The 13,905-nt window shown below is 53.2% G+C and carries 10 protein-coding genes, 1 tRNA gene and 1 pseudogene; 7 read left to right on the forward strand and 5 right to left on the reverse strand.

Annotated elements, in window-relative coordinates; all coding sequences use genetic code 11:
- The first annotated feature begins 101 nt into the window (after nt 1-101).
- Both carB and ACYVK4_RS03000 read left to right on the forward strand, forming a co-directional pair.
- Nucleotides 102-2,978 carry a carbamoyl-phosphate synthase large subunit gene (gene carB / locus ACYVK4_RS02995; RefSeq protein ID WP_461126003.1) on the forward strand — a complete coding sequence of 959 codons (2,877 nt, stop codon included), beginning with the start codon at nt 102-104 and terminating at the stop codon, nt 2,976-2,978.
- A 14-nt stretch (nt 2,979-2,992) separates the two neighbouring features.
- Nucleotides 2,993-3,173: pseudogene (locus ACYVK4_RS03000) on the forward strand (hypothetical protein); the annotation flags it as partial.
- A gap of 401 nt (nt 3,174-3,574) precedes the next feature.
- Here ACYVK4_RS03000 and ACYVK4_RS03005 read toward each other — a convergent pair.
- Together ACYVK4_RS03005 and ACYVK4_RS03010 are read right to left on the reverse strand one after the other, a co-directional pair.
- On the reverse strand, nt 3,575-5,119 hold the full coding sequence (locus ACYVK4_RS03005; protein WP_461126004.1) for a DUF4394 domain-containing protein: 1,545 nt from the start codon (nt 5,117-5,119) through the stop codon (nt 3,575-3,577).
- Between the two features lie 147 nt (nt 5,120-5,266).
- A complete protein-coding gene (locus ACYVK4_RS03010) occupies nt 5,267-6,766 on the reverse strand; it encodes a capsule assembly Wzi family protein (protein WP_461126005.1) in 1,500 nt (499 codons plus the stop codon).
- Nucleotides 6,767-6,929: 163 nt separating this feature from the next.
- Between ACYVK4_RS03010 and ACYVK4_RS03015 the strand changes: the two genes are divergently transcribed.
- Nucleotides 6,930-7,748, forward strand: a complete 819-nt coding sequence (locus tag ACYVK4_RS03015) for an aldo/keto reductase (protein ID WP_461126006.1) — start codon at nt 6,930-6,932, stop codon at nt 7,746-7,748.
- A gap of 2 nt (nt 7,749-7,750) precedes the next feature.
- Here the strand turns inward: ACYVK4_RS03015 and ACYVK4_RS03020 are convergent, their stop codons facing one another.
- Complete coding sequence (locus ACYVK4_RS03020; protein WP_461126007.1) at nt 7,751-8,512, reverse strand: Nif3-like dinuclear metal center hexameric protein; 762 nt, start codon at nt 8,510-8,512, stop codon at nt 7,751-7,753.
- A 389-nt stretch (nt 8,513-8,901) separates the two neighbouring features.
- On the opposite strand from ACYVK4_RS03020, the gene ACYVK4_RS03025 reads away from it, so the two are divergent.
- The 3 genes from ACYVK4_RS03025 to ACYVK4_RS03035 all read left to right on the forward strand — a co-directional run bounded on the left by ACYVK4_RS03025 (nt 8,902) and on the right by ACYVK4_RS03035 (nt 11,902).
- The gene (locus ACYVK4_RS03025; protein ID WP_461126008.1) at nt 8,902-10,287 is read left to right on the forward strand and encodes an MATE family efflux transporter; all 1,386 of its coding nucleotides are present in this window, start codon (nt 8,902-8,904) and stop codon (nt 10,285-10,287) included.
- A gap of 194 nt (nt 10,288-10,481) precedes the next feature.
- Nucleotides 10,482-11,762, forward strand: coding sequence for a GTPase HflX (hflX, locus tag ACYVK4_RS03030; protein ID WP_461126009.1), 1,281 nt, complete (start codon nt 10,482-10,484; stop codon nt 11,760-11,762).
- Between the two features lie 68 nt (nt 11,763-11,830).
- Nucleotides 11,831-11,902, forward strand: a tRNA-Arg gene (locus tag ACYVK4_RS03035).
- Between the two features lie 66 nt (nt 11,903-11,968).
- Here ACYVK4_RS03035 and ACYVK4_RS03040 read toward each other — a convergent pair.
- Nucleotides 11,969-12,943 (reverse strand): lipid A deacylase LpxR family protein, encoded by a 975-nt coding sequence (locus ACYVK4_RS03040; protein WP_461126010.1) that lies wholly within the window; start codon nt 12,941-12,943, stop codon nt 11,969-11,971.
- A gap of 71 nt (nt 12,944-13,014) precedes the next feature.
- Nucleotides 13,015-13,230, reverse strand: a complete 216-nt coding sequence (locus ACYVK4_RS03045) for a hypothetical protein (protein WP_461126011.1) — start codon at nt 13,228-13,230, stop codon at nt 13,015-13,017.
- Nucleotides 13,231-13,415: 185 nt separating this feature from the next.
- On the opposite strand from ACYVK4_RS03045, the gene ACYVK4_RS03050 reads away from it, so the two are divergent.
- Nucleotides 13,416-13,745, forward strand: coding sequence for a hypothetical protein (locus tag ACYVK4_RS03050; protein WP_461126012.1), 330 nt, complete (start codon nt 13,416-13,418; stop codon nt 13,743-13,745).
- The last annotated feature ends 160 nt before the right edge of the window (nt 13,746-13,905 follow it).

Below are 13,905 nucleotides of genomic sequence, written 5' to 3' on the forward strand. Positions count from 1 at the left end.
TTGTCATCCTGTTCATTTACTTGTCAGTAGCTTTTATTCAATCGGGGTCACCCATGCACCGATCCACCAGAAGGCCGGACGGTTCATTTTCCCACTGAAAAATGCCTAAAAATACCAACATTCGCTCCGTTCTTATTATTGGCTCAGGCCCCATCGTTATTGGCCAGGCTTGTGAGTTCGACTACGCTGGCTCACAGGCCGCCCGTTCCATCCGTGATGAAGGCATCGAAGTGGCGCTGATCAATTCGAACCCGGCCACCATCATGACCGACCCGATCAACGCTGATTATGTCTATCTGCTGCCGCTGGAGAAAAAGTCCATCGTCGACATCCTGAAGAAACACCAGGAAATGGGTAAACCTATCGACGCGGTATTGCCAACGATGGGTGGTCAAACGGCCCTGAACCTGGCTATCGACTGCGACAAGGCCGGTGTCTGGAAGAAATACAATGTCCAGATCATTGGCGTGGACATTAAAGCCATCGAAACAACTGAGGACCGGGAGAAATTCCGGTTGCTGATGCTGGAACTTGGCGCGGGGGTTTGCAAAGGACGGACGGCCCGCTCGTTTCTGGAAGGTAAGGAAATTGCGCAGGAAATTGGTTTCCCGCTCGTTATCCGCCCCTCCTTTACGCTAGGGGGTACCGGTGGTGGCTTCGTGAACCGCCCCGAAGATTTCGACAAGGCACTGACCGCCGGTTTGCACGCATCGCCCGTTCATGAGGTGCTCGTGGAACAAAGCGTGATGGGCTGGAAAGAGTATGAGCTGGAGCTGCTGCGCGATAACAACGGCAACTTCATCATCATCTGCTCCATCGAGAACTTCGACCCGATGGGTATCCATACCGGCGACAGCATTACGGTTGCCCCGGCCATGACCCTGCCCGATACACTGTACCAAAAAATGCGCGACCTGGCGATCACCGTGATGGCCGGTATCGGGCAGTTTGCCGGGGGGTGTAACATCCAGTTCTCGGTCAATCCGCAAACCGACGATATCATTGTTATTGAAGTGAACCCACGGGTGAGCCGGTCGTCGGCGCTGGCGTCGAAAGCAACGGGGTATCCCATTGCGAAGATTGCCGCGAAGATGGCGGTGGGCTATAATCTCGATGAGCTGATGAACCCCATTACGGGCACCACGTCGGCTTTCTTCGAACCCGCCATTGACTATGTGATCGTAAAAGTACCCCGCTGGAACTTCGACAAGTTTCCGGGTGCCGACCGGTCGCTGGGCCTGCAAATGAAATCGGTGGGCGAAACGATGGGTATTGGCCGGAATTTCCAGGAAGCCCTGCAAAAAGCCTGTCAGTCGCTCGAAATCCGGCGCAATGGGCTGGGTGCCGACGGTCACGAACTTACCGACCGCAACGCCCTCACCGAAAGCCTGCAACACCCAAGCTGGAACCGGTTGTTCCACATCTACGATGCCTTTAAGGCCGGGATGTCGTTCCGCACTATTCAGCAGCTGACCAAAATTGACCCCTGGTTCCTGCACCAGATCGAAGAACTGATCGAACTGGAGCGCGAAATTCAGCAGTACGACCTGGACGATATACCCCCCGAACTGCTGCGGATTGCCAAACAGAAAGGCTATGCCGACCGGCAACTGGCGCACCTGCTTCAGGTAAAGGAAAGCAAGATCTACGCCTACCGCCAGGCGCACAACATCCGTCGGGTATACAAGTGCGTGGACACCTGCGCGGCCGAGTTTGAAGCGAAAACGCCGTATTATTATTCGACGTTCAACAACCAGGTGCCCATCACCACCGACCATGCAGAACCGGTTTCCGATCTGCCCGGCAACGAGTCGATCCGGAGCGACCGGCCTAAAGTCGTCATTCTGGGTTCGGGGCCAAACCGGATCGGACAGGGTATCGAGTTCGACTACTCCTGCGTGCACGGGGTGCTGGCGGCCAAAGAAGCGGGCTACGAAACGATCATGATCAACTGTAATCCTGAAACCGTTTCGACCGACCCCGATATTGCCGACAAGCTTTATTTTGAACCCGTTTTCTGGGAACACGTTCATGCCATCATCATGCACGAGCAGCCGGTTGGCGTGATCGTTCAGCTGGGTGGCCAGACGGCCCTGAAGATGGCCGAGAAACTAACGCGCTACGGCATCAAGATCATCGGCACCAGTTGGGAAGCGCTCGACCTGGCCGAAGACCGGGGGCAGTTCTCAAGCCTGCTGCGCGACCTCGACATTCCGTATCCAAAATTCGGAACGGTACGGGAGTCGGAAGGGGCGCTGGAGCTGTCGCGTGAATTAGGGTTCCCGCTGCTGGTTCGCCCAAGTTACGTGCTGGGCGGTCAGAACATGAAGATCGTGATCAACGAAAATGAGCTGGAGCAGCATGTGATGAAGATTTTGCAGGATATTCCCGACAACAACATCCTGCTCGACCACTTCCTCGAAAACGCCATCGAAGCCGAAGCCGACGCCATCTGCGATGGTGAAGATGTGTACATCATCGGAATCATGGAGCATATTGAACCGGCGGGTATTCACTCCGGCGACTCCTACGCGGTGCTGCCCACTTTCGATCTGAGCGACAATGTGATTCGGCAAATTGAAGAGCATACCCGTAAAATTGCGGTTGCGCTCAAGACCGTTGGCCTGATCAACATTCAGTTTGCCATCAAAGATGAGGTGGTCTATATTATCGAAGCCAACCCACGCGCCAGCCGAACGGTACCGTTCATCTGCAAAGCGTACCAGGAGCCTTATGTCAACTACGCCACCAAGGTGATGCTGGGCGACAAGAAGGTGAAGGATTTCAATTTCAACCCCGTGAAGAAGGGTTACGCGATCAAGATTCCGGTATTCTCGTTCAGCAAGTTTCCGAACGTGAACAAGGAGCTCGGCCCTGAAATGAAATCGACCGGCGAAGGTATTTACTTCATCGATGACCTGACCGACGATTATTTCCTGAAGGTGTATTCGGAGCGGAATCTGTACCTGAGCCGCTAGGAGGGTTATTTCTAATGCTCTCGTTCAGCAAATTCCCGAACGTGAGCAAGGAACTCGGTCGCAACGGCGCACCGCCCGAAATGAAATCGACCGGCGAAGGTATTTACTGGTGCGCCAGCCCGGTTCATCGATGACCTGACCGACGATTACTTCCTGAAGGTGTATTCGGAGCGAAACTTATATCTGAGCCGTTAGGACAGAAAATGAAAGAGCCACTCAATCGGGTGGCTCTTTTCATGTTACAATCATCTCGTACTAATTCCTCACAAAACCACTGGCAAACCCGTCAAAAGCATTGTCGTCACAGCTACCGATCGCTAACAGAAGCCGATGGGCACCTAAACGACGATTGAATCGCGTCACAAGCCAAAATCACCTGATCCGTTGCATTAGTAATCAACCAGGGTGTTCTGATGACATAGACGCCCGCTGCAGCCGAAGGGTTGCAATGACCTTATACAAATACACCGTTTTGCTCAATCGCTCCCGGTACAGGCACCGTCAGTAATCCAGCAGCAACCAGCCATACGGTCCTAATCCAAAGGGTGCCGCTTCGACTGTCGAAGCGGCACCCTTTGTTCTGAAAATCAATGTCATTAAAAACCCAGTCCAAGGGCAAAACCGCGAACGATCGGGTTACCCGGCAGTGATGAAACGGGGGTCGGCGCACCAGTGGTCAAATTGATGCCATAAACCTGCGTTGCTCCATTCACCCGCAATAAGGCGTAGGCCGCGCCCGATGTTCCGCCAATGTCGAACCCGTTAGCCCCTTCTGCCAGGAGGCCTAACGATCCTTTCGACACGAGCGTACCATTGTTGGGGGGCATTTGAAGGAACAAATTTGTCGAAGCTCCCTGGGTGTCGAGAACGTACAACTCAGTCGTGGTAGCCCCGGCAAAGTTATTCGTATAAGCCGCTGCCGTTACGTTTGGCGTGCCGGGATTCAGGCTGCCATCCACAGCCGCAACCGCTCCGTCATTGGGATTCAGACGCAGATTCTGACCACTGTTCGTAACCACCCGAATGCGGTCGACGGTGGGATTGAAGTCGAAACCAACATCATTGCCAACCAGCAGCGTACTAAGCGGACCCGTACCCACCAGGGTTGCGGCTCCGTTGGAGGTGTTGATCGTATAAAGTCGGCTGGTGCTGCCTATGGCGTACAACTGCCCGTTTAATGGCCGGAAATCAATACCGAACAACGACTCTCCCGACTGAAGGCCCGTGATAGGCTTGGTAATGGGCGATGGGCTCATGGGATTGAAGATGAGCAGGTTACCCGATCCGTCAACGGCATATGCAACGGGCTCGGTTGGAATTGCCAGGCCAATGATGGTACCGGGCAGATTACCCAGCTTCTGCAAACGGCCGGTCGACAGGTTAATCTGCTGTAGTTCAGAGCTGCCATTGAACGTTACCGCAACCAGCCCCTGCGTGTTGTCGCCAAACGCAATGTCGAAACCCACGGCACCGGTAATATCCAGCCCCAGCGGACCAACATCCGTCAACGTTCCGTTGTTTGGCGGATTCTGAATATACAGCCGGTCGGTAGCCGGATCAATATCATACAGTGTTGTCGTTGTAGCGCCGGCCCGGTTATTGGTATAGGCCACTTCGGCAATCATGGCTCCCGACACACCGTTAATAGCTCCGTCAATGGCCGCTACGGTTCCCGTTTCGGGATTCAGGCGTAAATCCTGCCCGTTGCTCGTTACCAGCCGAAGCCGGTCGACGGTGGGGTTAAAATCGATACCGACGATGCTGCCGTTAATAGCGGGCGTAAACGGTGTCGTGGTCAGGGGGCGCGCTTCTCCCGTTGTGGTGTTAATGACAAACAGGCGGCTTCGGTCGCTCACGCCGTACAGTTGACCTGTGGCAGGTCTGAAATCGATGGAAAGCATCCGTTCGCCGGATTCGAGGCCCGAACCGGTGATGCTCATCGTTGCCTGGGGCGCACCGGGGTTTCGTACACTTATCCTCAGCAACTGATTGGCATTATTGAGGGCATACACCGTAGCATCCGGCAGCGTGGCCGAGTCGGGTGGCAGGCGGTGATCCTGGCAGGCATTCAGGGTTAGTAATGAACCAAGCGTCAGCAGGCCAATGATAAGCCGAAGGGGTTTTCGGTAAAGCATAGTCATAGTTTCTCGCGTTGAAAAAATAGTCAGTGACTCCCTATGGGAAATTCACTTGTCTATACGACCACGCCCTGTAACTGGATTTACCGAAATTAAAAAAAGATTAAAATAAACATATACAACACTGATAGACAGCAACCTATCGGCTGTTCACCAGAGTTTTTTCAAGCTGACATAGCTCCCGAAACTGTTTGGCATTACCTCTCCCCGGTCAAGTGCCAGGGATGTTGTGAACGAGGTACCGGGCCATCGATGCAGTGACCATTGTGCACTCAGATAGGTGGACAACTGGTGATATACCTGCGGATAAGGCTGCTTGTATGACCCGAAATTTCGGCTGTACGACGTTCGCATCATGAGCAGCGGCCCGTGTCGAAAAGTACCGGTTGCCCCCGCATACCAGGCAACGACCCGGTTATTCGGATAATAGCCATTTCCCGCAAAATTATTAGCCAGAGCGGGCGTTAAATCCGGACGCGGCATAATGAAAGGCGTACCGAGCGTTCGCCCCCGATACGACCAGCCCTGGGTATACTGGCTGTGGTTAAAATAGTTGTCGGCCCCCTGGTAGCGGGCGGCCGGATCGAAGCTGGGCCCGCTTTGATTGGTGGTCGTCAGCCATTCAACGACCACCCGCTGAAAACGAAAGACCGGACTGGTTTTCAACCGGTTCAGAAAACGCAGGCCCGTCAGTCCATCCGGCACATTTTGCAGGGCCAGCCCCGACGCGTCGTCGTACATATGCTGGTGATACAACAGCCAGTTGGCTTTAGTACCCACCCATTCCAACGCCAGATCGTAGCTGCCAACATGGTTTCCCAGCCGGTTGGTCCCGTCGAAACCCGTGAATCGATCATTTTCCAGCGCATCCGGATACCGACCCGTCACCAGCGACAAATAGTCCTGAAAGGAAGTCGACAGGTTGCCGTTTACGGCCAGCGGTGTCCCGATTAAATAATCGGCATGACCACCCCATTGTACCTGATGATTCAATCCGCCGTACATACGAAACCGCCAGGATGGTTTGCCAAGGCGGGCATAGAGGTATTTCTGGTGGAGGTAACTTCCCTGAATATACGTGTTGATCAACCAGCCATGAGCATAGCCCGCTCGCAGGGAAATCAGCTTTCGGGTGAAGCCCAGCGGAACAAAGTCGGGCGTATGCAGCTGGATCTTGGGAAACGGCATAGCGTTACCGGACCAGGCAACAAAGCCCGACGTCAGCAGGGTATCACCCAGCCCAACAACCTCCCGCCGATTACCGCCGTACAGTTCCAGATAGCGGAATCGTACTTTTACATACGCATCCGGCAGCAGCACCGCTGGATGATCGGCAGTTACGGGCGCTCCTGGATTCGCTGCCACATAGATGCCAAACCCCCAGTCGAAACGGGACGTAGACTTTTTGGCGGAATCGGGGACTGGTTTGTAGTCCCTACTTACGCCCACCCGAACGGTTCCGAACGACCCTTGCACCGGCGTTACATTGTACTGATTAGCCCGTAGCCAGAACGGGTTTTGTGGCGACGTCGTTCCCAGTCCTCCTACCTCAACGCTGTATCGTAAGGCGCTCAAATTTGTGACCTCCTGAGCAAACGAAGTATACATAATGCCCCACAAAAGACTCGTAATCAGATATATTACGCGCATACGTTACTAATTTGGCCAGGTGGCGTCTACTAATTTGTGAAAACATCGGCTCGATAGGCAAACATACAGCACAATCTCTACTTGTGTCCACTTACCGAATTGTATGTTTCTCAAAACATCTTGCGTTAAAATTTCATTATTATATATGAAACAATCCTCTATAATGAATATACCATCTACCACACTAAATAATGGTGTCGAAATGCCTCTTCTTGGGCTTGGCGTATACGCTCCCAAACAGAACGATGAGGTACGGTCGGCCATTGAGTGGGCCCTTGAAGCCGGTTGCCGTTTAATCGACACGGCAGCGGCCTATGGCAATGAACGGGAAGTTGCCGATGCCATCCGGTCGAGTGGTATACCCCGGAGTGATATTTTCATTACCACTAAAGTCTGGAACGAAGATCAGGGCTATACCCGCACACTACGCGCTTTTAACCGCAGCCTGGAACGGCTTGGTATGGACGTGGTCGATTTATACCTGGTTCACTGGCCCATAAAAGCCCACCGGCACGAGACCTGGCGAGCGCTGGAAAAAATATATTCCGAAGGGCGCGCCCGGGCCATCGGCGTCTCGAACCACTACCCAAATCACCTCGATGAGTTGCTGACCCAGGCGCAGGTTATTCCGGCGGTAAATCAGATCGAGCTAAGTCCTTACTGCTACCTTCCTGAAGTGGTAGACTACTGCCGCCTGAAAAATATTCAGGCAGAAGGGTATGCCCCACTGGTACGGGGTGAAAAACAAAATGACCCCAGGCTCGTGGGCATAGCCGAAAAATACGGCAAATCAACCTATCAGCTACTTATCCGGTGGTCGTTGCAGCATGGTGTCATCACGATACCCAAGTCAGTGAAGCGGGAGCGCATTCGGGAAAATTTCAACGTGTTCGACTTCACCATTTCCGACGAAGACATGGCGATGATGAACACCTTCTACGATAACACCCGCATTGCCGATGACCCCCGCGATATAGACTAGCCTTAACTTCTGACGACCTGTGGCTGATGGTGAACGACACAGTCAATACCCAAACGCTCATTCAGTAAATCGGCCAGTGCCAGCAGCCCCCATTCTTCGCACCGGCGATGTCCAATTGAGATGACAGCAATACCGGTTTCGTCCACAGCCTGTTGAGCTGGCTTCCGATAGGCTCCTGTCAGATACAAGTGTGCCCCCCGCTCAACGGCTTCCCGAATGAGCGCATCCGTCATGGCTCCCACAACAGCTATACGGGAATTAGCCGGGAGCCAGCCCGACGACCCGTGTCCGGCCTCTGCCCGATCGTACCCCCCAAACAGCTCTTTAACCTGAGCCAGCCAGTGATCAAACTCTTGCTCGGCCACATCGATCAGCATCCCAAGCGGCCGCTGTGTGATGGGTTGCTTATCCTTCCCCATTTCCTGCTTATACCCCAATGGCTCCGGCTCCGAAAGGGCTTTCAGCTGATGACTAAGCCGCTGATTATACCCAACAGTCAACGTTTCATCGAACGGCAAATGGTGCGACAGCACCCCTACATCCGTTGGCAAATGGGTCAGGTCGAGTTGCCACGGGCGGTGCAGCCACAGGGCGTCGAGGTCCATCTCCGTTACCCATTTTGCCAGACCCGGAAACGGCTCAAGGGCCAGCCCAAGCCGCCGGACAGGCTGGTCGGACGGATGATAAACGCCCCCCTGTTCATCGGCTGGGTAGCGGTGGATAGCCAGTTCTTCGGCTAAAAATCTGGCTATATCCTCTATCATAAGCGTGTAGGAGTTCATTGTTGTAAAACGATATACAAGGGGTTTGGTTTGTCCCGCGAACGGTCATTTTTCACTTCAAGGGTTCATTTGGCGGGTTTGTGGGCATTGGATTGACCACCTCCAACCGACCGTTAACTCAAACGGGTTTGGTTTTTTGCCTATTAAAATCGTAGGTTTGTAGTCTTAATAGCAGCCGCGCTGGCGGTTCGACAAAGCCGATGATTTTCCTCGCTTAAAAACCTACGCGGTTTTTCTTCTTCTCTGGTTGATGCCACCAACGTATACGTCCTATGACGCCATTGGTGCACCTGGCCGCTCATCTCATGTCTACATCATTCGTACGCTGTCACTAGCCGCTGGGCCTGGCGGCTGCGCTTTCCTTTGTTTCAATGACCAAATTCTTTCGGTTATTCCTGGCCGCATTGCGCGGTACAGAAACCAATTTTACAACCGGCAGCATCAATCGGGCTATCTTCCTGCTCTCCGTTCCCATGATTCTGGAGATGGTGATGGAATCCCTGTTTGCCGTTGTCGATGTCTTTTTTGTCGCTAAAATCGGTACACAGGCCATTGCCACTGTCGGGCTGACGGAGTCTGTTCTGACCATTGTGTACTCGATTGCCATTGGTCTGAGCACAGCCGCTACCGCACTCGTATCCCGACGGGTGGGCGAAAACAACCAGCGCGGGGCAGGCAATGCCGTCGGTCAGGTGATCCTAGTGTCGGTGGTGATGGGCCTCCTGATGGGTGGTGCCGGCTTTGTGTTTGCCGAAGACATCCTGCGATTGATGGGTGGCGATGCCAAACTCATTGCCAATGGCGTTGGCTTTACCCGGATGATCTTTGCCAGCGCACCCGCCATCGTCTTACTCTACACGCTGAGCGGTTGTCTACGCGGTTCGGGCGATGCATCGGTAGCCATGCGGTCACTCTGGCTCGCCAACGGGGTGAATATTGTGCTCTGTCCGGTCTTTATCTTCGGACTGGGGCCGGTTCCGGAACTGGGGGTTATGGGCTCGGCCGTGGCAACCACCATCGGCCGAACGATCGGCGTCTTGTATCAGCTCTACGCCCTGACGCGTGTGAAAGGGGTTATCCAGGTCCTGCGGTCAGATATTGCCCCCGACACAGGCATCATTCGCAATCTGCTGAGTATAGCCGTTGGGGGTACCAGCCAGTTTCTGGTGGGTTCGGCCAGCTGGATATTCCTGACACGAATCCTGTCGACGTTTGGCAGTGATGTCGTGGCGGGTTATACCATCGCCATCCGCATCATTGTCTTTACGATTCTGCCCTCGTGGGGGCTGGCCAATGCGGCCGCTACCCTGGTGGGGCAGAATTTGGGGGCGGGTCAGCCCGAACGTGCCGAAACCTCCGCCTGGCGGGCGGCTTTCTGCAACATGCTCTTTCTGGCGGCCGTTGGCATCGGCTTTTTTCTGGCGGCCACTCCTATCGTTGGCCTGTTCGACAATAACGCCCGCGTGGTAGCCATCGCCGTTCAGTGCCTTCGGGTCTTTTGCCTGGGCTATCTGTTCATGGCCTATGGCATGGTGCTGAGTCAATCGCTCAACGGCGCGGGCGACACCCGTACACCAACAATCATTAACATTGTCTGTTTCTGGGTTGTTGAAATTCCGCTGGCGTATATACTGGCCCACACCCTGAACTGGGGGCCGCCGGGGGTATTCTGGTCGGTAGCCATCAGCGAAACGTTGCTGGCGGGTATGGCGATCCTGGTTTTTCGCCGGGGACGGTGGAAAACCGTACAGGTTTAAAGGTACATCGAGATACGCCATATCTTGAAGATATGGCGTATCTACAGGCAAGTTTCGGCCGAATAAGCGGGTCTCTTCGCGCCGAAACTTTTACCGAATCAGGCCCGTTATAATTTACAGGCTAATCGCTTTTCCACGCAGGTTTTTGCTTAAAACCTGCCGGCGATAACCGCCTTATTACCTTACGAAACTACATGGTCGACACACATAAACCAGCCGAAACTGCTATTCTTGTGGCAGTGATCACGCAAAAGCAAACGGCTGAACAGACAAAAGATTACCTCGACGAACTGGCTTTCCTGGCCGAAACATCGGGCGTTAAAACACTTAAAACGTTTACTCAAAAACTCGAACACCCCGACAACCGGACGTTCGTTGGCAAGGGCAAGCTGGAAGAAATACAGACGTTCATTCTCGACAATCCGGTGGATTGCGTCATCTTCGACGACGACCTGTCGCCCTCGCAGGTGCGTAATCTGGAAGACAGCTTCAAGGATATCAAAGTCCTTGACCGGAGCCTGCTCATCCTGAACATCTTCTCGATGCGGGCGCAAACGGCCCAGTCGCGGGTGCAGGTCGAGCTGGCGCAATACCAGTACATGTATCCCCGGCTGACCCGGATGTGGAGTCACTTGACCAGTCAGAAAGGGGGCGTGGGTATGCGCGGACCGGGGGAGAAAGAGCTGGAAACGGACCGCCGGATCGTGAAAGACCGGATCGCCTTTCTGAAGGAAAAACTCGCCAAGATCGACAAGCAGAGCGTAACGCGCCGGAAGGAACGCGACCGTCTGGTACGGGTAGCCCTGGTAGGATATACCAACGTCGGGAAGTCGACGCTGATGCGCACGATGGCGAAAGCTGACGTCTTTGCCGAAAACAAACTCTTCGCAACCGTCGATTCGACGGTGCGCAAAGTCACGCTGGGCAACATTCCGTTTCTGCTGACCGATACCGTTGGATTTATCCGTAAGCTGCCTACGATGCTGATCGAGTCGTTCAAATCGACGCTCGACGAGGTGCGCGAAGCCGATATTCTGGTACACGTGGTGGATGTATCGCACCCTAATTTTGAGGAGCAGATCGAAGTCGTCAACTCAACCCTGGCCGACATTAAAGCCGCCGACAAGCCGATGGTGCTGGTCTTCAACAAAATGGACCGGTTCTCGCCCAAAGCCTCGTGGACGGAAAAAACCGAACTGCCTGAAGAAGATGAGGTATTTAACGGGGGCGAAGAGGTTCTGATTCCCATGGCTGTACAGCGGAAAACGGCCCTGGAATACCTCAAAAAAACCTATCTATCCCAAAAAGCGGATTATGTGGCCTTCATCTCGGCCGAAACCGGCGAGAACGTCGGCGAGTTGCGGGAACTGCTTTATTCGCTGGTGAAAGAGAAACATTTCTTTATTTATCCCAACTGGGTCAACGTTCCCCTCAACGAATCAGCCGAGGAGTACGGTGACGGTTTGGCCGGTTGAGGGTTTTTTAACAATTTTGCGTCCTGACAAACCTATAAGGTTTTTGAAACCTTATAGGTTTTCATCTTGGTCCCGTAGTTCAACGGATAGAATAAGCGTTTCCTAAACGCTTGATATGGGTTCGATTCCCGTCGGGACTACAATAAATAAAACAAGGCTCACTGACTATCATCTAGTTAGTGAGCCTTGTTTTCTCAAGGTCGATTTTAAAATGGCCTTACCCCAATTTTCACGCCACCCCAGCGGTGAGGCAGGCCTGTCTTAAACTCGCGGCTGAGCATCGACTGGTAATATTCCAGATACAGATTCTTGTAATGAAGCACGGCACCCATGTTCGCCTGGAACGTTGTACGGGCCAGTTGATCGGGTTGAATCACGTACGGACTGCTTCGGTTCAACAGGCCCCCTTGCAGGCTAGCCTCATAGGCCACTACACTAACCAGTGGCTGAGCATATAGATATAGCTGCCAGGGCAACCGCCGGTTGTTCGGGGTACGGCCGAACGGAGAGTCGAACCGACCCGCCATGACCACCAATCCCGTTTGCAGACGATCAGTAAGGGTGCCCACCTGGGCCTGACCCGTAGCACTTACCGATAACGCATGGCGGTAGGCATAGAGCTGTCTTTCGTAATGAAGAGTGTAATTCAGCATGACATCGTTGCGAATCTGGTGCTGCCAGCCATGCGGCTCAATCCCGTTGACCAGTCGGTGAAGGGCGGTCTGTATTTCGCCCCCCAGGGCAACGGGGCCGATCATGCCTGTACTGATAACCGACGATATCCTGACCCGACGCAGCGTATCGACGGATACGCCAAACGTTTTGATGAGCCAATAAGCCGCAAATGGGCGATCGCCTACCGGAATAGACTCCCGCTGAAGGGTCGTCGGCGTAAAGCCGACGTGTTCAAGCGCCAAACCGTACAGAACTTGATGACCTCTGGTTTTGATGAGGAGTCTGGCAAGCGGATTTTTTCGGAGCGCCGGATTAACGACTTCCACGCAATAGCCCTGGGAATAGTAATAGTCCGTTCCCGTAAACAAGTCGTTGTCGTAGTGAAGCCGAACGAAACGCTCCTGACCCATTTGCCGAAACGAAGCCGTATTGTCTATGCGTTGGGCAAAACCCAGTCCACAAAGCAGACAGCCTACAACAACCAGATAAGGATTAACTCGCTGCATGATAAGCCATCTACGCCTGTCTTGTACCGGCGGATTGCCGGATGCATCGACGTCGGCAAATTCCGTCCGGTCTAGGCGTTGAGTGTGTTCAAATGGCTGACTAAAATGGCCCGTTTATCCTGACAATGCTGAAGGCTTTCATTAGCCAGATCAACCAATATTTTGGTTTCGTCCGACGCAGCAGGCTTGTTGATGCGTTGGATCAGATCAATGTAAGAGGCCATCAACTCGTCGTAATGGGCGATCTGTTTCGTTACTTTCTCTTTTTCACTTTCCTGTTGAGCCATTCCTTTCAGCGGATTAACCATCCCGGTTCATGAGCGTGGGACTTGCATATATATCTTCGCCCATCCCGAATTTGTTTTAGCCACCTCCTGCAAATAGCTTTTCGACTCGTTACTCAGATATTGCTCTTATCCTATGGATTATAAATGATCCTTAGCACCTTTGCATCAAACCAAACACGAATGCAATGCCAACGTTATTATTCACGAACGCGAAACTGACCAACCTGGAAAAGGATGGTATTGATGTACTGTTCAATTACACAGTCGATGATTCCGACGAAAGCCAGGCCATTCACGTCCTTGGCTCGCAGAATAGCTGGGGCATCGATGAGCAGACAAAAGCCGAATATATCCGACTACTTTTCACGGGAGCGATCGCCTATATCAAAGATCACTGGGAAACGTATGAAGAACTCCCGGCCGATAAAAAGCAGATCGATAGTCAGTCCGATTTTCCCCCTTATCAAAAGGCACAAACAGAATGGGAAGGGTTCAGACTTGAGTTGACCGACTAAGCAACATCCCACTGTGGGTAGGCCTACCCAGGGTTGGGGAAAATAATCCCCACGGTACTCAGCGTGTCCAGTTGGTCATTTTCAACAATCAACTGACTATCAGCCTATTAATAAAAACAGACTGGACCTGGCACGATTTAGGCAATACCAGACATGAACG

It is taken from the genome of Spirosoma aerophilum, assembly GCF_054782495.1.